This window comes from Actinosynnema pretiosum, assembly GCF_002354875.1.
GTDB lineage: Bacteria > Actinomycetota > Actinomycetes > Mycobacteriales > Pseudonocardiaceae > Actinosynnema > Actinosynnema auranticum.
The window spans coordinates 836,237-852,793 of sequence record NZ_CP023445.1 but is presented as its reverse complement, the minus strand read 5'-3'; the positions used below and the strand labels follow the sequence as shown (position 1 = coordinate 852,793).

At 75.1% G+C, this 16,557-nt stretch carries 15 protein-coding genes; 5 read left to right on the top strand and 10 right to left on the bottom strand.

The genetic code is table 11. The features are described 5' to 3' along the window. The first annotated feature begins 34 nt into the window (after positions 1–34). Positions 35–1,180, top strand: a complete 1,146-nt coding sequence (locus tag CNX65_RS03950) for an Mrp/NBP35 family ATP-binding protein (protein ID WP_096491545.1) — start codon at positions 35–37, stop codon at positions 1,178–1,180. Between the two features lie 139 nt (positions 1,181–1,319). Here CNX65_RS03950 and tatB read toward each other — a convergent pair whose 3' ends face one another. The 5 genes from tatB to glgC all read right to left on the bottom strand — a co-directional run bounded on the left by tatB (position 1,320) and on the right by glgC (position 6,446). Beyond that, entirely contained in the window at positions 1,320–1,712 is a 393-nt protein-coding gene (gene tatB, locus CNX65_RS03945; RefSeq protein WP_096491544.1) for a Sec-independent protein translocase protein TatB, read from the bottom strand. Between the two features lie 111 nt (positions 1,713–1,823). After that, complete coding sequence (locus tag CNX65_RS03940) at positions 1,824–3,359, bottom strand: trypsin-like peptidase domain-containing protein (protein WP_096491543.1); 1,536 nt, start codon at positions 3,357–3,359, stop codon at positions 1,824–1,826. 67 nt (positions 3,360–3,426) lie between these two features. Next, the gene (locus CNX65_RS03935; RefSeq protein ID WP_096491542.1) at positions 3,427–4,074 is read right to left on the bottom strand and encodes an anti-sigma factor; all 648 of its coding nucleotides are present in this window, start codon (positions 4,072–4,074) and stop codon (positions 3,427–3,429) included. Further along, positions 4,071–4,655, bottom strand: coding sequence for an RNA polymerase sigma factor SigE (gene sigE, locus CNX65_RS03930; RefSeq protein ID WP_012783418.1), 585 nt, complete (start codon positions 4,653–4,655; stop codon positions 4,071–4,073). Before sigE ends, CNX65_RS03935 begins: the two co-directional genes overlap by 4 nt. A gap of 570 nt (positions 4,656–5,225) precedes the next feature. Beyond that, complete coding sequence (gene glgC / locus CNX65_RS03925) at positions 5,226–6,446, bottom strand: glucose-1-phosphate adenylyltransferase (RefSeq protein WP_096491541.1); 1,221 nt, start codon at positions 6,444–6,446, stop codon at positions 5,226–5,228. Positions 6,447–6,560: 114 nt separating this feature from the next. Here glgC and glgA point away from each other — a divergent pair, with 114 nt between their 5' ends. Next, positions 6,561–7,724, top strand: a complete 1,164-nt coding sequence (glgA, locus tag CNX65_RS03920; protein ID WP_096497602.1) for a glycogen synthase — start codon at positions 6,561–6,563, stop codon at positions 7,722–7,724. A gap of 1,376 nt (positions 7,725–9,100) precedes the next feature. Here glgA and CNX65_RS03905 read toward each other — a convergent pair. After that, the gene (locus tag CNX65_RS03905) at positions 9,101–10,405 is read right to left on the bottom strand and encodes an MFS transporter (RefSeq protein ID WP_096491538.1); all 1,305 of its coding nucleotides are present in this window, start codon (positions 10,403–10,405) and stop codon (positions 9,101–9,103) included. 56 nt (positions 10,406–10,461) lie between these two features. On the opposite strand from CNX65_RS03905, the gene CNX65_RS03900 reads away from it, so the two are divergent. Next, complete coding sequence (locus CNX65_RS03900) at positions 10,462–11,628, top strand: LysR substrate-binding domain-containing protein (RefSeq protein WP_232519691.1); 1,167 nt, start codon at positions 10,462–10,464, stop codon at positions 11,626–11,628. A 100-nt stretch (positions 11,629–11,728) separates the two neighbouring features. Here CNX65_RS03900 and CNX65_RS03895 read toward each other — a convergent pair whose 3' ends face one another. After that, complete coding sequence (locus CNX65_RS03895) at positions 11,729–13,096, bottom strand: leucyl aminopeptidase family protein (RefSeq protein WP_096491537.1); 1,368 nt, start codon at positions 13,094–13,096, stop codon at positions 11,729–11,731. A gap of 106 nt (positions 13,097–13,202) precedes the next feature. After that, the gene (locus CNX65_RS03890; protein ID WP_012783412.1) at positions 13,203–13,370 is read right to left on the bottom strand and encodes a DUF3117 domain-containing protein; all 168 of its coding nucleotides are present in this window, start codon (positions 13,368–13,370) and stop codon (positions 13,203–13,205) included. 263 nt (positions 13,371–13,633) lie between these two features. Here CNX65_RS03890 and CNX65_RS03885 point away from each other — a divergent pair, with 263 nt between their 5' ends. Together CNX65_RS03885 and CNX65_RS03880 are read left to right on the top strand one after the other, a co-directional pair. Continuing rightward, positions 13,634–14,440, top strand: coding sequence for a PaaX family transcriptional regulator (locus CNX65_RS03885; protein WP_096491536.1), 807 nt, complete (start codon positions 13,634–13,636; stop codon positions 14,438–14,440). 33 nt (positions 14,441–14,473) lie between these two features. Next, positions 14,474–15,256, top strand: coding sequence for an enoyl-CoA hydratase-related protein (locus tag CNX65_RS03880; RefSeq protein ID WP_096491535.1), 783 nt, complete (start codon positions 14,474–14,476; stop codon positions 15,254–15,256). A 70-nt stretch (positions 15,257–15,326) separates the two neighbouring features. Here the strand turns inward: CNX65_RS03880 and CNX65_RS03875 are convergent, their stop codons facing one another. Next, complete coding sequence (locus CNX65_RS03875) at positions 15,327–15,932, bottom strand: ABC transporter permease (protein ID WP_096491534.1); 606 nt, start codon at positions 15,930–15,932, stop codon at positions 15,327–15,329. Positions 15,933–15,967: 35 nt separating this feature from the next. Beyond that, a complete protein-coding gene (locus CNX65_RS03870) occupies positions 15,968–16,555 on the bottom strand; it encodes a TetR/AcrR family transcriptional regulator (protein WP_198320430.1) in 588 nt (195 codons plus the stop codon). Positions 16,556–16,557 lie beyond the last annotated feature (2 nt).

Sequence of the window (16,557 nt, the reverse complement as noted above, 5' to 3'; positions counted from 1 at the left end):
GTCCCGAACCGCAGTCCACCCCCGTGAGGCGATCTTGACCACCACACAGCCCGTGCCCAGCACCGCCGACGTCCAGAAGGCGCTGGCCGGTGTGCAGGACCCCGAGATCCGGCGGCCCATCACCGAGCTGGGCATGGTCAAGGACGTGTCGGTCTCCCCGGACGGGAAGGTCGACGTCGCCGTCTACCTGACCGTGTCCGGCTGCCCGATGCGCGACAGGATCACCGCCGACGTGACGTCCGCGGTGTCGGCGCTGCCCGGCGTGACCTCGGTGGCGGTCGAGCTGGACGTGATGAGCGACGCGCAGCGCACCGAGCTGCGCAAGACCCTGCGCGGCGGGGTGGACGAGCCGGTGATCCCGTTCGCCCAGCCCGGTTCGATGACCAGGGTGTACTGCGTGGCCTCCGGCAAGGGCGGGGTCGGCAAGTCCTCGGTCACGGTCAACCTCGCGGTGGCGATGGCCGCGCGCGGGTTGTCGGTCGGCGTGGTCGACGCGGACATCTACGGGCACTCGATCCCGAGGATGCTCGGCACCGAGGACCGGCCCACCCAGGTCGAGAAGATGATCATGCCGCCGCAGTCGCACGGCGTGAAGCTGATCTCCATCGGCATGTTCACCCCCGGCAACACCCCGGTGGTCTGGCGCGGCCCGATGCTGCACCGGGCGCTCCAGCAGTTCCTCGCGGACGTGTTCTGGGGCGACCTGGACGTGCTGCTGCTCGACCTGCCGCCGGGCACCGGCGACATCGCGATCTCGGTGGCCCAGCTGGTGCCGAACGCCGAGATCCTGGTCGTGACGACCCCGCAGCAGGCCGCCGCCGAGGTCGCCGAGCGGGCCGGGTCGATCGCGCTGCAGACGCGGCAGCGGATCGCGGGCGTCATCGAGAACATGTCGTGGCTGGAGCTGCCGGACGGCACCAGGGTCGACGTGTTCGGCTCCGGCGGCGGGCAGGCCGTGGCCGACTCGCTGACCAAGGCGGTGGGCGCGGACGTGCCGCTGCTCGGCCAGGTGCCGCTGGACCCGAGGCTGCGCGAGCAGGGCGACGCGGGCACGCCGATCGTCCTGGCGGAGCCGGGCTCGGCGGCCGGGCAGGTGCTGACCGAGGTGGCCGGGAAGCTGTCGACGCGCTCGCGCGGGCTGGCGGGCAGGCTGCTCAGCGTCTCCCCCGCCGGGCGCTAGCCCCGAGGACCCGACCTGGGGCCGGGAAGCCCCCTGGAACGCCCGAGAGCCGCTCTCCCCGAGGGGAGGGCGGCTCTCGTCGACCACGGGGCGTCAGGGGTCCAGCGGGGCGCTCAGGCCTCGCGGGGCGGCGCGTCGCTCAGGTCGCGTCCGGGTCGTACGGCGGGCGCTCGTTGTGCGCGAGGGGCCGCTGCGGCGGCGGGGCCTGCTCGGTCGGGACGGGCGGGTAGCCGGTCGACGGGTGGCCGTTCGGCTTCTCGTCGGGCTGGTCGTCCCACAGGTGCTTGGTGATGGCCTGCCGGGGGTTGAAGTTCCGCAGCTCCCGCAGGTCCTCCAGCGGCTTGCGGATCTGCTCGAACTCCGGGCCCATCTCGTTCTTGAGCTGCTCGCGCGCGCCGGTCGCGTACTCCTTGACCTGGCGGATGGTCCGCCCCAGCCAGGCGGCGGCGTCCGGCAGCCGCTCCGGGCCCAGGATGAACAGGCCGGCCAGCACCAGCACCAGCAGCTCGCTGAATCCGACGTTCTCGAACACCTCGCGCCCTTCCGCAGACCGACCGCTCCCAGCGTAGCCGCACCGGCGCGGGGAACCGCGTGCTCCGTCGGCCCCATCGCGCTGGGCCGCCGGAGCGCCGCGGGAACCCGGTCAGTCGGAGCGGAGGGTGACCTGGAGGGTCAGCTCGCGGCCCTGCCTGGCCAGCACCACCGGCACCGTCTCGCCGATCTCGTGCTCGCGCACCGCCACGGTGAACTCGGCCGCGTTGCGCACCAGCCGGTCGCCGACCTTGGTGATGACGTCGTTCTCCACGATCCCCGCCGCCGCCGCCGCGCCGTCGGCGGGCACGTTCTGCACCCGCGCGCCCTCGGCGGTCTCGGCGGACACCGAGTTCACGTTGACGTTCATGTCGGCGTGCTTGACCTGGCCCTCGCGGATCAGCTCCTGGGAGACCCGGCGGGCGTAGTTGCCGGAGATCGCGAAGCCGAGGCCGACCGAGCCGCCGGTCTCGGTGCGGATGGAGGAGTTGATGCCGACCAGCGCGCCGGAGGAGTCGACCAGGGCGCCGCCGGAGTTGCCGGGGTTGATCGCCGCGTCGGTCTGGATCGCGTCGTAGGTGACGGCCGGGCCGCCGTTCTCGCCCGCCGCGGTGACCGGGCGGTTGAGTGCGCTGACGATGCCCTCGGTGACCGTGTTGGACAGCGACAGCGGCGAGCCGATCGCCAGCACCGTGTCGCCGACCTGCAGGTCGTCCGAGTTCCCGAACTGGATGACGGTCGGGTTGGTCACCTCGACCTTGATCACGGCCAGGTCGGTCTTGGAGTCGCGGCCGACCACGCGGGCGGTGGCGCGCTTGCCGTCGGTGAACACGACGGTCAGCTTCGCGGAGCTGTCCTGCACGGCCGGGGCGACCACGTGGTCGTTGGTGAGGACGTAGCCCGCGCCGTCGATGACGACGCCGGAGCCGACGCCCGCGATGCTGGCGCCCTTGAACTCGATCGACACCACGCCGGGCGTGACCCGGCTGGCCACGTCCGCGACCGAGCCGACCGGGCGCTCCTTGGCCGTCTTGACCTCGGCGAGGGTGACGCTGCCGTCGGTGAGCGGGTTGCCCGTGCGGCCGAGCGCCCAGCCGACGAGCCCGCCCGCGCTGCCCACGGCGAGCACGACGACGAGCAGCAGCGCGAGGGCGGTGGGCTTGACGCGCCTGCCGAACAGCAGCTCGGGCACGCTCAGCTGCGGGCCGGGGGTCGCCGGGGCGTCGGCGGGCTTGGCCGGGTCCTCGCCGACGGCGGGCGGGCCGATGACGGCGCTCGCGCCCGGATCGCGCCAGGCGTCGCCCGCGGGCTCGCCCTCCCAGAAGACCGGCTCGACCTCGGGCTCACCGGAGGCGTCCAGGTTCGGCGGGCGCTGCAGGCGGGTGCCGCCCTCGCCGGGCGGGCGGCCGAACGCGCTGCTCAGCGCCTCGGGCGTGGGCGGGGCGAGGGTGACGGGCTGCTGCGGGGCCTGGGCGCGGCCCGCGAACGCGCCGTCGACGCCGTGCGGGCGGCCGAAGGCGGTGCTGAGGGTCGGGTCGACGGGCGGGCGCTCCAGCGGGCGCGGCGCGAGCCTGCGGTGGCCGCCGTCGTCTACACCGGACACGGGCGTCGGGGGCCGTTGGCCGTTGCCCTGCTCCAGCTCGCTCATCGCTCCCCGAACGTTGCCGTGCGTGCGTTGCGGGGCCATCGTGCCCGGTCTGCGGTGAAGTTGCCGTTCAGCGGGTGAACCGCTGGTGGGAGACCGCCCGGAGGGGATCCGCACCGTCGTCGACGGGCAGCGGCGGGACCGTCGTCATCGCGGGCGCGACGGCCGGGGTCGGCACGGGGACGGTGCCCTGCGCGGGCTGGGGGGCGCTGTCGTCACCGCCGGGGACGACGAGCGCCAGCGCGCCGAGCATCAGGCCCGACACCACCACGCCCGCGCCCTGCCTGGCCCTGCTGCCGAAGCGCCCGCCTGAGCCGATGCGGGCGCCCGTCCCGAAAGGGCGGGACTGGCCGAGCGCGGGGCCGGAGCCGAACGCGGTGGGCTGGTGGCCGGTGGCGCGCTGGGGGCGCTGGACGGTGACGAGCTGGCCGTCCTCGGTGACGGCGAGGCCGTCGGGGGCGCTGGGGAGGTCGACCTCCTGCGGGATCGCGCCCAGCCTGGCCAGCAGGCCCGCGGGCGCGCACGGGGTGGTCGCCGATCGCACGGCGGACCTGGCCTGCTGCTGCGAGTACGCCTCGGCGGCGCAGAACGGGCACGCCGCCAGGTGCGCGGAGGCCCGGCTGTGGGCCGAGGCCGACAGCTCGCCGTCGACGAAGGCGACGACGGCGTCGGGCAGCAGGTGCTGCTCGGGCAGTCCCCAACCTCGCAGATCGGTCACGCGTCCTCCCGCTGCTGTGCCCGGCGCCGCTCGAGCGCGACCCGGAGGGCCTGGCGACCCCGGTGAATCCTGCTCCTCACCGTACCCAGCTTCACCCCGAGGGTGGCGCCGATCTCCTCGTACGACAGCCCTTCCACGTCGCAGAGCACCACGGCGGCCCGGAACTCCGGGGGCAGCTCGTCCAGCGCGGCCTGCAGGTCGGGGTCGAGGTGGGTCTCGGTGTAGACCTGCTCGGGGCTGGGGTCGTCGCCCGCGAGCCGGTCGGTGTCCTCGGGCAGGCCCTCCATGCGCAGCCGCGAGCGGCGGCGGGCCATGTCCAGGAACAGGTTCGTGGTGATGCGGTGCAGCCAGCCCTCGAACGTGCCCGGCTTGTACGACGCCAGGGAGCGGAACACCCGGATGAAGGTCTCCTGGGTGAGGTCCTCGGCGTCGTGCTGGTTGCCCGTCAGTCGGTAGGCCAGCCGGTACACCCGGTCGGCGTGCTCGCGCACGACCTCGTCCCACGTGGGCGGGGTCCACTCGACCTCGTCGATGGTGGCGGTGGGCGCGGTTGCGGCGGCGTTGATCGGCTGGGTTCGCATCGGGCGGTGTGGCACCTCCAGTGGGCGGGCTGCCCTGTGCACGGTCCAACGGCGGTGGTGGCCCGCGTGTTCCCGTGAGTCCTGCTTGGCTGCGTCGGTGGTTCGGTGGTGATCGGGTGCTGTGGGTGGTCGCCGGCGGGTGGTCGCTGAGCTGTGGGGACGGCTCGGTGTCCGGTGTTGGCACCAGCGTGCCGGTCCCGCTTATAACTCTCGTGAGAACGGGCTGAGAGCAGCCTGAGAAACACCCGGCTCGGGGCCGGCGTACCCCCGCGAGGGGGAATCGACACCTCGACCTCTGTCGCCTCCACCACGTCCGAGCGGGCGAAAGGCGGGGATCGTCGAACGATCCCCGCCCTGTTCGCCGTGAGCGATCAGCCGGTCGCCGGGTTCGCCGAAACGGCCGCGGCCGGGCGACCACGCCCCCTAAGATCATCGCCGTCCGCGCTCGGATGACCGCGCGCGGGCGCGGGCGAGGGGGCTTCTCCAACGGGTCCCCACCGACGCGGGCGCCGGCCGACGGCCGCCCCCCGCCGACCTGACCCAGCCGTGGCGGCCCCTCGCCCGCCCCCTTCAGTCCAGGTGCGCCGTCACGCCCTTGCCGAGCACGGTCACGCCGCCCGCGCTGACCGTGTACCGCGACCGGTCCGTCGCCGGGTGGACGCCGATGAGCGCGCCGTCCGGCACGACGACGTTCTTGTCCAGGATCGCCCGCCGCACCACCGCGCCGCGCCCGATCCGCACGCCGGGCAGCAGCACGCTGCCCTGCACCACCGACCCGGTCTCGACCACCACGTCCGAGCTGATCACCGACCCGTGCACGGTGCCCGAGATGATCGAGCCCGGCCCCACCATCGAGTCCTCGGCGCTCCCGCCCGCGATGAACTTGGCGGGCGGCAGCGGGGGCGTCGCGGTGCGGATCGGCCAGGACTGGTTGTAGAGGTTGAACACCGGGTGCACCGACACCAGGTCCATGTGCGCCTCGTAGTAGGCGTCGATGGTCCCCACGTCGCGCCAGTAGCCCCGGTCGCGCTCGCTCTCGCCGGGGACGCTGTTGTCCGCGAAGTCGTAGACGTGCGCGCGGCCCTGGTTCACCAGGGCGGGGATGATGTTGCCGCCCATGTCGTGGTCCGAGTCGGCGTCGGCGGCGTCGTCGCGCAGGGCGTCGAGCAGGGCCTCGGTGGTGAAGATGTAGTTGCCCATGGACGCGAAGGTGACCTCGGGGTCGCCGGGCACGTGCGGCGGCTCGGAGGGCTTCTCCAGGAACTGGGTGATCTTGCCGAACTCGTCGGAGTCGATGCAGCCGAACGCCTTGGCCTCGGCGCGCGGCACCCGCATCCCGGCGACGGTGACGCCCGCGCCGCTGTCGACGTGCTGCTGGAGCATCTGACCGGGGTCCATCCGGTAGACGTTGTCCGCGCCGAAGACCGCGATGTGGTCGGGCTTCTCGTCGTGCACGAGGTTGAGCGACTGGTAGATCGCGTCGGCCGAGCCGGTGTACCAGCGCGGGCCGAGGCGCTGCTGCGCGGGCACCGGCGTCACGTACTGCCCCAGCACGTTGGACAGCCGCCACGTCGTGGAGATGTGCCGGTCCAGCGAGTGCGACTTGTACTGCGTGAGCACGCAGAGCTGGACGAAGCCCGCGTTCACGAGGTTCGACAGGACGAAGTCCACCAACCGGTAGTTGCCTCCGAAGGGCACCGCGGGCTTGGCCCGGTCAGCGGTCAACGGCCACAGCCGCTTTCCCTCACCACCGGCGAGGACAATTCCCAGGACGTGCGGTTGGCCCTTCACGGTGATGACCCTAACCGTCGGGAAGCCGCCCCACCAATGGCCAAGTGCGGTGAACAACGCGGTTGGCCGCCTGTTCACCCGGCCGCCCCAATGGGGCCGACTACCGTGACCGGTGTGCGAATTGGACTGCTGACTCGGGAGTACCCGCCGGAGGTCTACGGCGGGGCTGGGGTGCACGTCGGTTTCCTGGTGCCGAGGTTGCGCGAACTGGTCGAGGTGGACGTGCACGCGTTCGGCGGGCCGAGGCCCGACGCGACCGCGCACAACCCGGCCCTGGAGCTGGCGCGGGCGAACGCCGCGCTGGGGGTGCTGTCGGCCGACCTCGGCATGGCGGCGGCGCTGGGCGGGGTCGACCTGGCGCACTCCCACACCTGGTACGCGAACCTGGCCGGGCACCTGGCGAAGCTGCTGCACGGGGTGCCGCACGTGGTGACGGCGCACTCGCTGGAGCCGCGCAGGCCGTGGAAGGCCGAGCAGCTCGGCGGCGGGTACCGGGTGTCGTCGTGGGTGGAGCGGACCGCGTACGAGGCGGCGGACGCGGTCATCGCGGTGAGCGAGGGGATGCGGGCCGACGTGCTGGACTGCTACCCGGCGCTCGACCCGGCGCGGGTGCACGTGGTGCGCAACGGGATCGACACCGAGGAGTACCGGCCGGTCGACGGCGTGGACGCCCTGGTGGCCAACGGGATCGACCCGGACCGGCCGATCGTGGCGTTCGTGGGGCGGATCACCAGGCAGAAGGGCGTCGGGCACCTGGTGGCCGCGGCGCACCGGATCTCGCCGGAGGCGCAGGTCGTGCTGTGCGCGGGCGCGCCGGACACCCCGGAGATCGCCGAGGAGACGCGGGTCGCGGTCGCCGAGCTGTCGGCGGCGCGGCCGGGGGTGGTGTGGTTGCAGGGGATGCTGCCCGCGGACCAGGTGAAGCAGATCCTGAGCCGGGCGGCGGTGTTCGTGTGCCCGTCGGTGTACGAGCCGCTGGGGATCGTGAACCTGGAGGCGATGGCCTGCGGGACCGCCGTGGTGGCCTCGGACGTGGGCGGCATCCCCGAGGTGGTGCGGGACGGCGAGACCGGGCTGCTGGTGCACTACGACGCCTCGGACGAGGCCGGGTTCCGGGCCGGGCTGGCGGACGCGGTGAACGCGCTGCTGGCCGATCCGGCGCGGGCGGCGGCGTTCGGCGCGGCGGGGCGGGAGCGCGCGGTGCGGGAGTTCTCCTGGGGAACGGTCGCCGAGCAGACGGTGGACGTGTACCGCGCGGCGCTGGAAAACACGTGCTAGAAAAGTTGCTCCGCCGAGTTAAACCTGTTTGTGATTCACGACACAGGTGAATTTGTGCAACCTGAATACCTCCCCCAAGGCCTTTAAAGGGCGGTGGGTGTTTGTCGCCGAACCGCGGCGGCACACCCCCGACCGGTTGGGGGTGCGGTTGTGCGGTTCGCCGGAGTGGTGGCGGTGGTGGCGCTGTTCGCCGTCGGGGGTTGCTCGACGGCGAGCGCGCGCGGCGCGCAGGCCCCGCCGACCCTCGGCGGGAAGCTGGTGCTCGACGCCGCCGCGCTCCAGGCCGCGGGCGAGTCGGAGATGAGCTACGCGCTGAACCTGGGCTACGTGGCGCGGGTCGGCGGCGGGGTGAGCTGCTGGTTCGCCAGGACCGGGCCGGGCAAGGCCGACGTCGACCCGAGGCTGTGGTGCGGGCCCGTGCAGGTGCCGGGCACCTCGGGCGGGGTGGACTGGGTGCCGATCCCGATGAAGCGGGTCGCCGAGTCCGACTCGGGGGTGCGGCTGGAGGTGCAGCCGCCGCAGGTGCCCGGTGCGGGGAACCGCAGCGTCCCGGTCGGGAACCTCGTCCGGGCCGACGGGCTCACCAGCGTCCCGGACGAGGTCCGGGTGGAGGCGGCCGGGCCGGACTACCTGGCCGTGCTGGAGGACGGCGGCGCGGTCGAGGCCGTCGACGGGGCGGTGGTGCGGGACGACCAGCTGGAGGTCCGGGTCACCGGGCGCGCCGAGCCCGCGTCGTGGTCCACCGGGGCCGGGGAGCTGCGCGCCGAGCACGGGGTGGGGCTGCGGGTGCTGCGGATCGAGGTGGACCGGCACGACGAGACCGATCCGGCGTTCGACCGGGACAGCTGGCGGGGGTGGCGGCCCCAGCCGTCGGAGCTGGCGCTGGAGCTGCCGGGCAGGCGGCGGGTGGTGCCGCTGGACCGGTTGCCGGAGCGGGGGACGGCGTGGCTGGTGTACACCGCGCCGGTCGGCGAGGGCTCCGGCGCGCACGCGCTGGCGCTGAGCACGGTCGGGGCGCGGTCGCTGGAGCAGCGGATCGAGCTGCCGTCCGGGAAGCCGCTGGGGCAGCCGCCCGCGGCGCTGCGGCGCAAGGCCGTGCCCGACCGGTTCGCCGAGGTCGGGCTCGGGGTGCGGGTCGCGGGCGCGCGGGGGTCGCTGACCGTGGCGGGCGTGCGGATGGGCAGGCAGCGGCCGGTGAGCGCGGACCTGCGGCACGAGCTGGTCACCGCGTCCGGGGCGGACCGGGCGCTGGTGGAGTTCCGGCTGCGCGCCGAGGGGCTGCCGGACTCGGACGGGGCCGGGTTGACCGCGTCGATGTTCGACGTGCGGTTGCCGGACGGGACGCGGGCCCCGGTGGTGGGGACGCGCGGGGGCGGTCAGGTGTTCCCCGGCGCGGTGGTGGTGGAGGTGCCCGCGGACGCGCGGTCGGTGACGTTCGGGCTCGAGTCCGGGCGGAAGCGGTTGCCGCGGGTGGGGGACGTGGAGATCGCGGCGGATCCGGGGGTCGTGGTGCCGCTGGAGTTCTGAGCGGTGGCGCGGGCGGTGAGCAGGTGGGCCAGGGCGATCGCCGCGGCGGCCAGCGCCAGCCAGCAGGTGATCGCCGCCGTCAGAGCGGGCCAGCCCCACGCGGCGTAGGCCGTCGCGCCCAGGGCGCCGCCCGCGCTGCTGCCCAGGTAGTAGGCGGACAGGTAGACGCCCGACGCCTGGCCCTTGGCCCGCGCGCGGGCGCCGACCCAGGCGCTGGCGGTGGCGTGGGCGGCGAAGAAGCCGCCGGTGAACAGGAGCAGGCCCGCGCCGACGGCGGGCAGGGCGTCCGGCAGGGTCAGGAGCGCGCCGGTCGCGGCCACGCCCAGCGCGCCGACCGCCACCGCCGCGCGGCCGACGCGGTCGGACAGCCTGCCCGCGAGCGCCGAGCACAGGCCGCCCGCCGCGTACGCCAGGAACACCAGTGCGGCGAACCGCGCGGGCAGGGACAGGGGCGGCGCGGCCAGGCGGAACGGGATCGCGTTGAACAGGGAGATGAAGGCGGCCGTGCCCAGCAGGCCCACCGCGTGCAGGCACAGCAGCACCGGGTCCGAGACCGCCGACACGAGGCCCGCGCGCACGTCCGAGCGGGTGGAGGGGGCGCGGCGGGTCGTGCCGTCCGGGAGGAACAGGGCCACCAGGACCGCGCACAGCACGCCGAACGCGCCGACCAGGGCCAGCGCGGCGCGCCAGCCGAGCCAGTCGACGCCGACGCCCGCGACGAGCCTGCCGACCATGCCGCCCGCGCTGTTGCCCGCCACCAGCGCGCCGATCGCGGCGCCGACGCCGAGCGCGCCGACCTCCTCGGCCAGGAACGCCATCGCGGCGGCGGGGACCCCGGCGGTCGCCAGGCCCTGCAGGACGCGCAGGAGCAGGAACACCGGGTAGTCCGGGGCCAGGGGCAGCAGGAGGCCGACGGCGGCGGCGACGGCCAGCGACCAGACGATGACCCGCCTGCGGCCGAGGCGCTCGGACAGGGTCGCGAGCGGCACCACGGCCAGCGCGAGCGCGCCGGTGGCCGCGCCGATCGCGAACGACGCGCCGCTCGGGTCGAGGCCGAACTCGGCCGCCAGCTGCGGCAGCACGGGCTGCGGCGCGTACAGCAGGGCGAAGGTCGCGAACCCGGTCGCGGCGGTGGCCGTGGTCAGCCTGGTCATGGTGTCGACGCTAAACAATGCGTCCAATGCGCTGTTCGGGGAAAATTCATGCGGTGATGGATGAATTGGCGCCGAAGCTCGCTGTGCTGCGGTTCCTGGCGACCGACGAGCACCTGACGCGCGCGGCCGAGCACGCCGGTGTGCCGCAGCCCACGGTGAGCCGGTGGCTGGCCGCGCTCGGGGAGGCGCTGGGGGCGCCGGTGGTGGTGCGCGACGGCAGGCGGGTGCGGTTGACCAGGGCGGGGAGGCTGCTGGCCGAGTCGGCGGAGCGGGCGGTCGCGGCGCTGGAGGCGGGGTGGCGGGCGGCGGCCGAGGAGGTGGACCCGGAGCGGGGGCAGGTGGCGCTGGGGTTCCTGCACCTGCTGGGGCGGTCGCTGGTGCCGGGGCTGGTGCGGGGGTTCCGGAACGGGCACCCGGCGGTGCGGTTCCGGCTGGTGCAGGACTCGCGGCAGGTGCTGCTGGAGCGGCTGGCGGACGGCGGCGTGGACCTGGCGCTGATCGCGCCGCCGCCTTCGGGGGCGGAGGCGGGGGGCGGGGCGACGGGTGGTGCGGCGGGTGGTGCGGCGGGCGGGGATGCGGCTGGCGGCGCGGCGGGCACCGCGGCTGGCGGCACAGCGGGCGGTGCGGCTGGCGGGGATGCGACCCGCGGCGCGGCGGGCACCGAGGCCGATGGTGGGGCGGGCGACGTGGCCGGCGGGGATGCGGCCCGTGGCGCGGCGGGCGCCGAGGCCGGTGGGGCGGTGGGGCGCTTGGCCTGGCGGGTGCTGCGGACGCAGGAGCTGGTGCTGGTGGTGCACGCCTCGCACCGGTTGGCGGCGCGGCGGCGGGCGGTGCGGGTGGCGGACCTGGCGGGTGAGGCTTTCGTCGGGCTGGAGCGCGGGTACGGGTTGCGGCAGATCACCGACGAGCTGTGCGCGGCGGCCGGGTTCACGCCCGAGCTGGCCTTCGAGGGGCAGGAGACGGAGACGGTGCGCGGGCTGGTGTCGGCCGGGCTGGGCGTCGCGGTGCTGCCCGCCGCCGACCACCCCACCGACCTGGTCGAGCTGCCGCTCCTGCCGCGCGCCGAGCGCCGCATCGCCCTGGTCTGGCCCACCGACCACCCGCTGCCGCCCGCCGTGCGCGTCTTCCGCGACCACGCGATCAACGAGCACCCGGTCGGCAAGCCCTCAGTCGCCAAGCCCCCGATCAACGGGCCCCTGGTCAGCGACTCCCCGGCTGGCTGACACCCGGTCGGCTGGCTGACACCCGGTCGGCGAGCCCCCGATCAGCGAGCCGGAGCCCGGCGCGGGCGGGTGGTGACCCGCGCCGACGCCGGGCGTCCGCTCAGCCCTTGTACGCCTCCACGAACTCCACCAGAGTCCGCGCCGAGAAGCCCGTCGCGCCGGGCACGACCTCGTCGTGCGCCTCCTCGGCGCGCGCGGGCCCGGCGATGTCCAGGTGCGCCCACGGCAGTCCGCCGGTGAACTCGCGCAGGAACAGCGCCGCCGTGATGCCGCCGGGGCCGGGCGGGGTCTGGCGGAGGTCGGCGAGCTGGCCGCGCACGTCGTCCGCGTGGTCCTCCAGCAGCGGCATCCGCCACCACGCCTCGCCGACGCGCTCGCCCGCGCCCGCCAGCGCCTCCGCGACCGCGTCCGAGTTGCTGAACAGCCCGCCCGTGCGCAGCCCCAGCGCGACCTTCATCGCGCCGGTCAGCGTCGCCACGTCGACCAGGACGTCCGGCTCCAGCTCGTCCACCGCGTACGCCAGCGCGTCGGCCAGCACGAGCCTGCCCTCGGCGTCGGTGTTGCCGATCTCGGTGGTGGTCCCGCCGTACTGCCGCACCACGTCGCCCGGCCGGTAGGCCGAGCCGGACACGTGGTTCTCCGCCAGCGGCACCAGGCCGGTCACCCGGACCGGTGAGCCGCGGCGGGCCAGCGCGACCACGGCGGCGATGACGGCGGCGCCACCGGACATGTCGGTGCGCATCAGGTGCATCCCCTCGGCGGGCTTGACCGAGATGCCGCCGGTGTCGAACGTGATGCCCTTGCCGACCAGCACCACGTGCGGCCCGTCGCCGCCGCGCCAGGTCAGCTCGACCAGCCTCGGCGGCCGGGTGGAGCCGCCGCCGACCGCGAGGACGCCGCCGAAACCGCGCTTGGCCAGCCACTTCTCGTCCCGGACCTGCACCTGCAGGCCGGGGGTGCCGCGCGCCGCGTCGACCGCCGCGGCGGCCACCCAGGCCGGGTCCTTCACGTTGGACGGCGCGTTGGCCAGGTCGCGGTTGAACGCGGTGGCCGAGGCGAGCAGGTGCGCCCGGAACGCCTCGGCGGCCAGCACGTCGGTGTAGCCCTCGTCGGGCGCGACCAGGCGCAGCGACTCCACCCGCTCGGGCGCGTCGCCGCTGGTCAGGCTGAACTTGTAGCCGCCGAGGACGGCGCCGAGCACGAACGCGCGCACCGACTCGGCGTCGGCCGCGTCGGTCAGCTCGACGTCGAACCGCGCGCCGCTGCCCGCCAGCTCCCGCGTCAGCGCCGCGCCCGCGCGCCGCCAGTGCGCGGGCTTCCCGCCCCCGACTCCGAGCCGCCAGCGGCCCTCGTCGTCCTTGCGGGTCTCCCCGGCTTCGTCATCGGTCAGCACGACCGGTGGCACGCCAGGACGGGGTTCGTCGGCCACCTCTACGGCGACCAGCGGGGTGGGCAGCGGCACGTGCACGGCGGCGTTCCTCCTGGAGTTTCCTGGGGTTGCGTTCCGGAGCACGACGAAGCGATGCCCCGGTTCCGCTCGGGAAACCGGGGCGCTGAGGCTTCGTCCCGGCAGGTCAGCCCGCGGCCGCCTTGAGCGCGTCGCCCAGCGCGTTCGCCTCGTCGGCCGACATCTCGACCACTAGGCGCCCACCGCCTTCCAGCGGAACGCGCATCACGATGCCCCGCCCCTCCTTGGTCACCTCAAGGGGACCGTCGCCGGTCCGGGGCTTCATGGCCGCCATAGCGTGCTCCCTCCGTCAGATCTTCCCCGTTCCGACCTGGGCCGGAACACGGCGCCCATTCTCCCCTATGCAGACTGCACAGTGAAACCGAACCGATCTTTCCGCCCGTCCGGAACGGCGGTTTCCCCCTCCGACAACGCCCTGATCACGCCCAGGATGGCGGTACCGCAAAGACTTCTCCGTCACACCGGGCGTGTCACCCGGCCGTGAGGAAATCCGGGGCTGTGGCGTGTCGTGGGGCCGTCCTGACAGACTCGGACCTCGTGCGAGCCCGTTCCGCGCTGTTCGACGTGTACGGCGGCCACCTGCGGCAGCGCGGTGGCGCCGCGACGATCGCCGCCCTCGTCCGCCTGCTGGAACCGCTGGACTTCGCGCCCCCCGCGGTGCGCACGGCCGTGTCGCGCACGGTCAGGCAGGGCTGGTTGGAGCCGGTGCGGCTGCCCGACGGCCCCGGTTACGCGATGACGCCCCGCGCGGAGACCCGCCTCGACGAGGCGGCGGCGCGCATCTACCGCACCCGGCCGTCCACCTGGGACGGTCGCTGGCACGTGGTGGTGCTGGACGAGGCGCCGAACCGGGAGGTGCGGGAGCGGGTCGCGCCGTCGCTGCAGCTGCTCGGGTACGGGTCGCTGGGGCCGGTCACCTGGATCGCGCCGAGGCCGTCGCCGGAGCTGCGCGGGGTGCTGGCGGCCGAGGGCGTGGGGGCCTCGGTGTTCCTCGGGGAGCACGAGGGCGAGCCGTCCGAGCTGGCGGCGCGGGCGTGGGACCTGGCGGAGCTGGGCGCGGACTACGCGCGGTTCGTGGCCGAGTGGGAGCCGGTGGTGTCCGCTGTGGACGGCGGGTCGCCGCCGGTGGCGTTCGCGGCCTCGCAGCGGTTCCTGCACGCGTGGCGCAAGTTCCTGTTCCGCGATCCGGGGCTGCCGGACGAGCTGCTGCCCGCCGGGTGGGCGGGGGCGGAGGCCGCCGCGTTCTTCGACCGGCACACCGGTCGGCTGGCGGGGGCGGCGCGGGAGTTCGTGGACGACTGCCTGGCCCCTGCGGGCGCGCGCGAGGCGCAGGAGTCCGGTTGAGCCGAGCAAACCCCTAGCTGACGGAGGTCCCCCGTGTCCGAACTCCTCGTCGACGACGCCGACGGCGTTCGCACCCTCGTGCTGAACCGCCCGGAGGCGTTCAACTCGCTGACCACCTCGCTGAAGGAGGCGCTGCTGGCGGCCGTGCGGGAGGCGGCGGCCGACGGGTCGGTGCGGGCCGTGGTGCTGACCGGTTCGGGCCGGGCGTTCTGCGGCGGGCAGGACCTGAAGGAGCACGTCGCCCTGCTGGAGTCCGGCGACCCCGCGCCGCTGGAGACCGTGGAGCGGCACTACAACCCGCTGGTCTCGGCGATCGCGGCGATGCCGAAGCCGGTGGTGGCGGCGGTGAACGGGATCGCGGCCGGGGCCGGGGCGTCGCTGGCGTTCGCGTGCGACCTGCGGGTGGTGTCGGAGAAGGCGCGGTTCGTGATGTCGTTCGCGAACGTGGGGCTGACGGCGGACTCCGGGGCGTCCTGGACGCTGCCCCGGCTGGTCGGGGCCGGGCGGGCGGCGGAGCTGCTGCTGCTCGGCGAGCCGGTGGGCGCCGAGGAGGCGCTGCGGATCGGGCTGGTGAACCGGGTGGTGCCCGGCGAGGAGCTGGCCGGGTCGGCGCACGCGCTGGCGGCGCGGCTGGCGGCCGGGCCGACGGTGGCCTACGCGAAGATCAAGGAGGCGCTCGCGGCGGCCTGGGGGACGCTCGACGAGTCGCTGGCCGTGGAGGCGCGCACGCAGGCCGAGGCCGGGGCCACCGAGGACCACCGCGAGGGGGTCGCGGCGTTCGTGGGCAAGCGGGAGGCGCGGTTCACCGGGCGGTAGGCGGGACGGCCGGGCGCCCGGCGCCGGATCGGCGTCGGGTGCCCGGTCCCCGCTGCCCGCGCACGGGGGGTCAGGCGAGCGCGCCCGCGCCGACCAGCCTGCGGCGCTCCAGCACCGCCGCGATCAGGTAGGCGCCGCCACCGGCCACGGCCAGCGCCCCGAACAGGCCCGATCCGCCCAGGAAGATCGCCGCGCCCGCCACCAGGGCGAGCCAGGTGCCGAGGGCGTAGTGCAGGGCGTTGCGCCGGGCCGAGCCCTCGGCCAGGTAGATCAGGCCCACCACCAGCGCGGACCCGGTCGGCCACAGGACGCTCTGCAGGTCGGCGGAGCCGGTCAGGTCGGCCAGCGCGGTGATCAGCAGGAACAGGGCTGCGAAGCCGGTGACCCAGATGGCGCCGAGCAGCGAGGCGGTGGTGGCCTCGGGTTTGCCGAGGCCCTTCTTGGCGCGGACGGCGGCGACGGTGCTCAGCACCGAGCCCGCCGCCAGGCCCGTCGCGAGGAACGCGGTCGGCAGCCAGCCGGGCACGGCCAGGACCGGGTCGGCGCCGTGGGACAGGGCCGCGCCGCCGTGGCCGAGCAGGTAGGCGAGGCCGAACGCGACGTACGCGGAGCGGTTGTCGACCTCGCGGGGCGCGGTGGCCGGGGCGGCGGGGGTGGCGATCGTGGTGGTGGACATGGCGGTTCCTCCTGGGAGTGGTGGGTGGAGCGGGTTCAGCGGTTCGGTCCGGCGCGCCGGGTGGTGCCGGAGAGCGCGGTGACCAGGTCGGGCACCAGGTCGGCGGGCCAGGGGAACAGCCGGTGCGCCGCGCGCTGGTGGGCGATGCCGTGCAGGCCCAGCCACAGGGCGACCGCGTCGGCCTCCGGGTCGGTGCTGGTGGAGCGGCCGGTCGCGGCGCACTCGGCGATCAGGGCCGCGAGGTGGCCGGTGGTCGGGGCCCCAGGGGCGGTCTCGTCCGGGTGGTCGGACATGACCCGGTAGCAGCCGGGGCGGGTGGTGGCGAAGTCCAGGTAGGCGCGGCACGCGTCGTGCAGCCTGCGCCGGGGGTCCGCCGAGCGGGTGGCCGAGGCGGTCAGCAGGGCGGCCAGCTCGGCGCGGCCCGCGTCCGCCGCGGCCTTCAGGACCGAGGGCGGGTCGGGGAAGTGCGGGTAGATCGACGGGGCGGTGATGCCCGCCTCGCGGGCCACGGCCCGCAGGGTGACGCGGTGCTCGCCGCCCAGGTCGAGCAGGCGGGTCGCGGCGGCCAGGATGTCGTCCCGCAGCAGCGCGCCCTGGCCCCTGCGCCCGCGCGGCCGGGCCACGC

Bases quoted from the DNA above. Each gene is read 5' to 3' on its own strand.
- CNX65_RS03940 (WP_096491543.1), bottom strand. From the start codon at position 3,359: ATGAGCGAGCTGGAGCAGGGCAACGGCCAACGGCCCCCGACGCCCGTG.
- sigE (WP_012783418.1), bottom strand. From the start codon at position 4,655: ATGCGAACCCAGCCGATCAACGCCGCCGCAACCGCGCCCACCGCCACC.
- CNX65_RS03905 (WP_096491538.1), bottom strand. From the start codon at position 10,405: ATGACCAGGCTGACCACGGCCACCGCCGCGACCGGGTTCGCGACCTTC.
- CNX65_RS03900 (WP_232519691.1), top strand. From the start codon at position 10,462: ATGGATGAATTGGCGCCGAAGCTCGCTGTGCTGCGGTTCCTGGCGACC.
- CNX65_RS03890 (WP_012783412.1), bottom strand. From the start codon at position 13,370: ATGGCGGCCATGAAGCCCCGGACCGGCGACGGTCCCCTTGAGGTGACC.
- CNX65_RS03875 (WP_096491534.1), bottom strand. From the start codon at position 15,932: ATGTCCACCACCACGATCGCCACCCCCGCCGCCCCGGCCACCGCGCCC.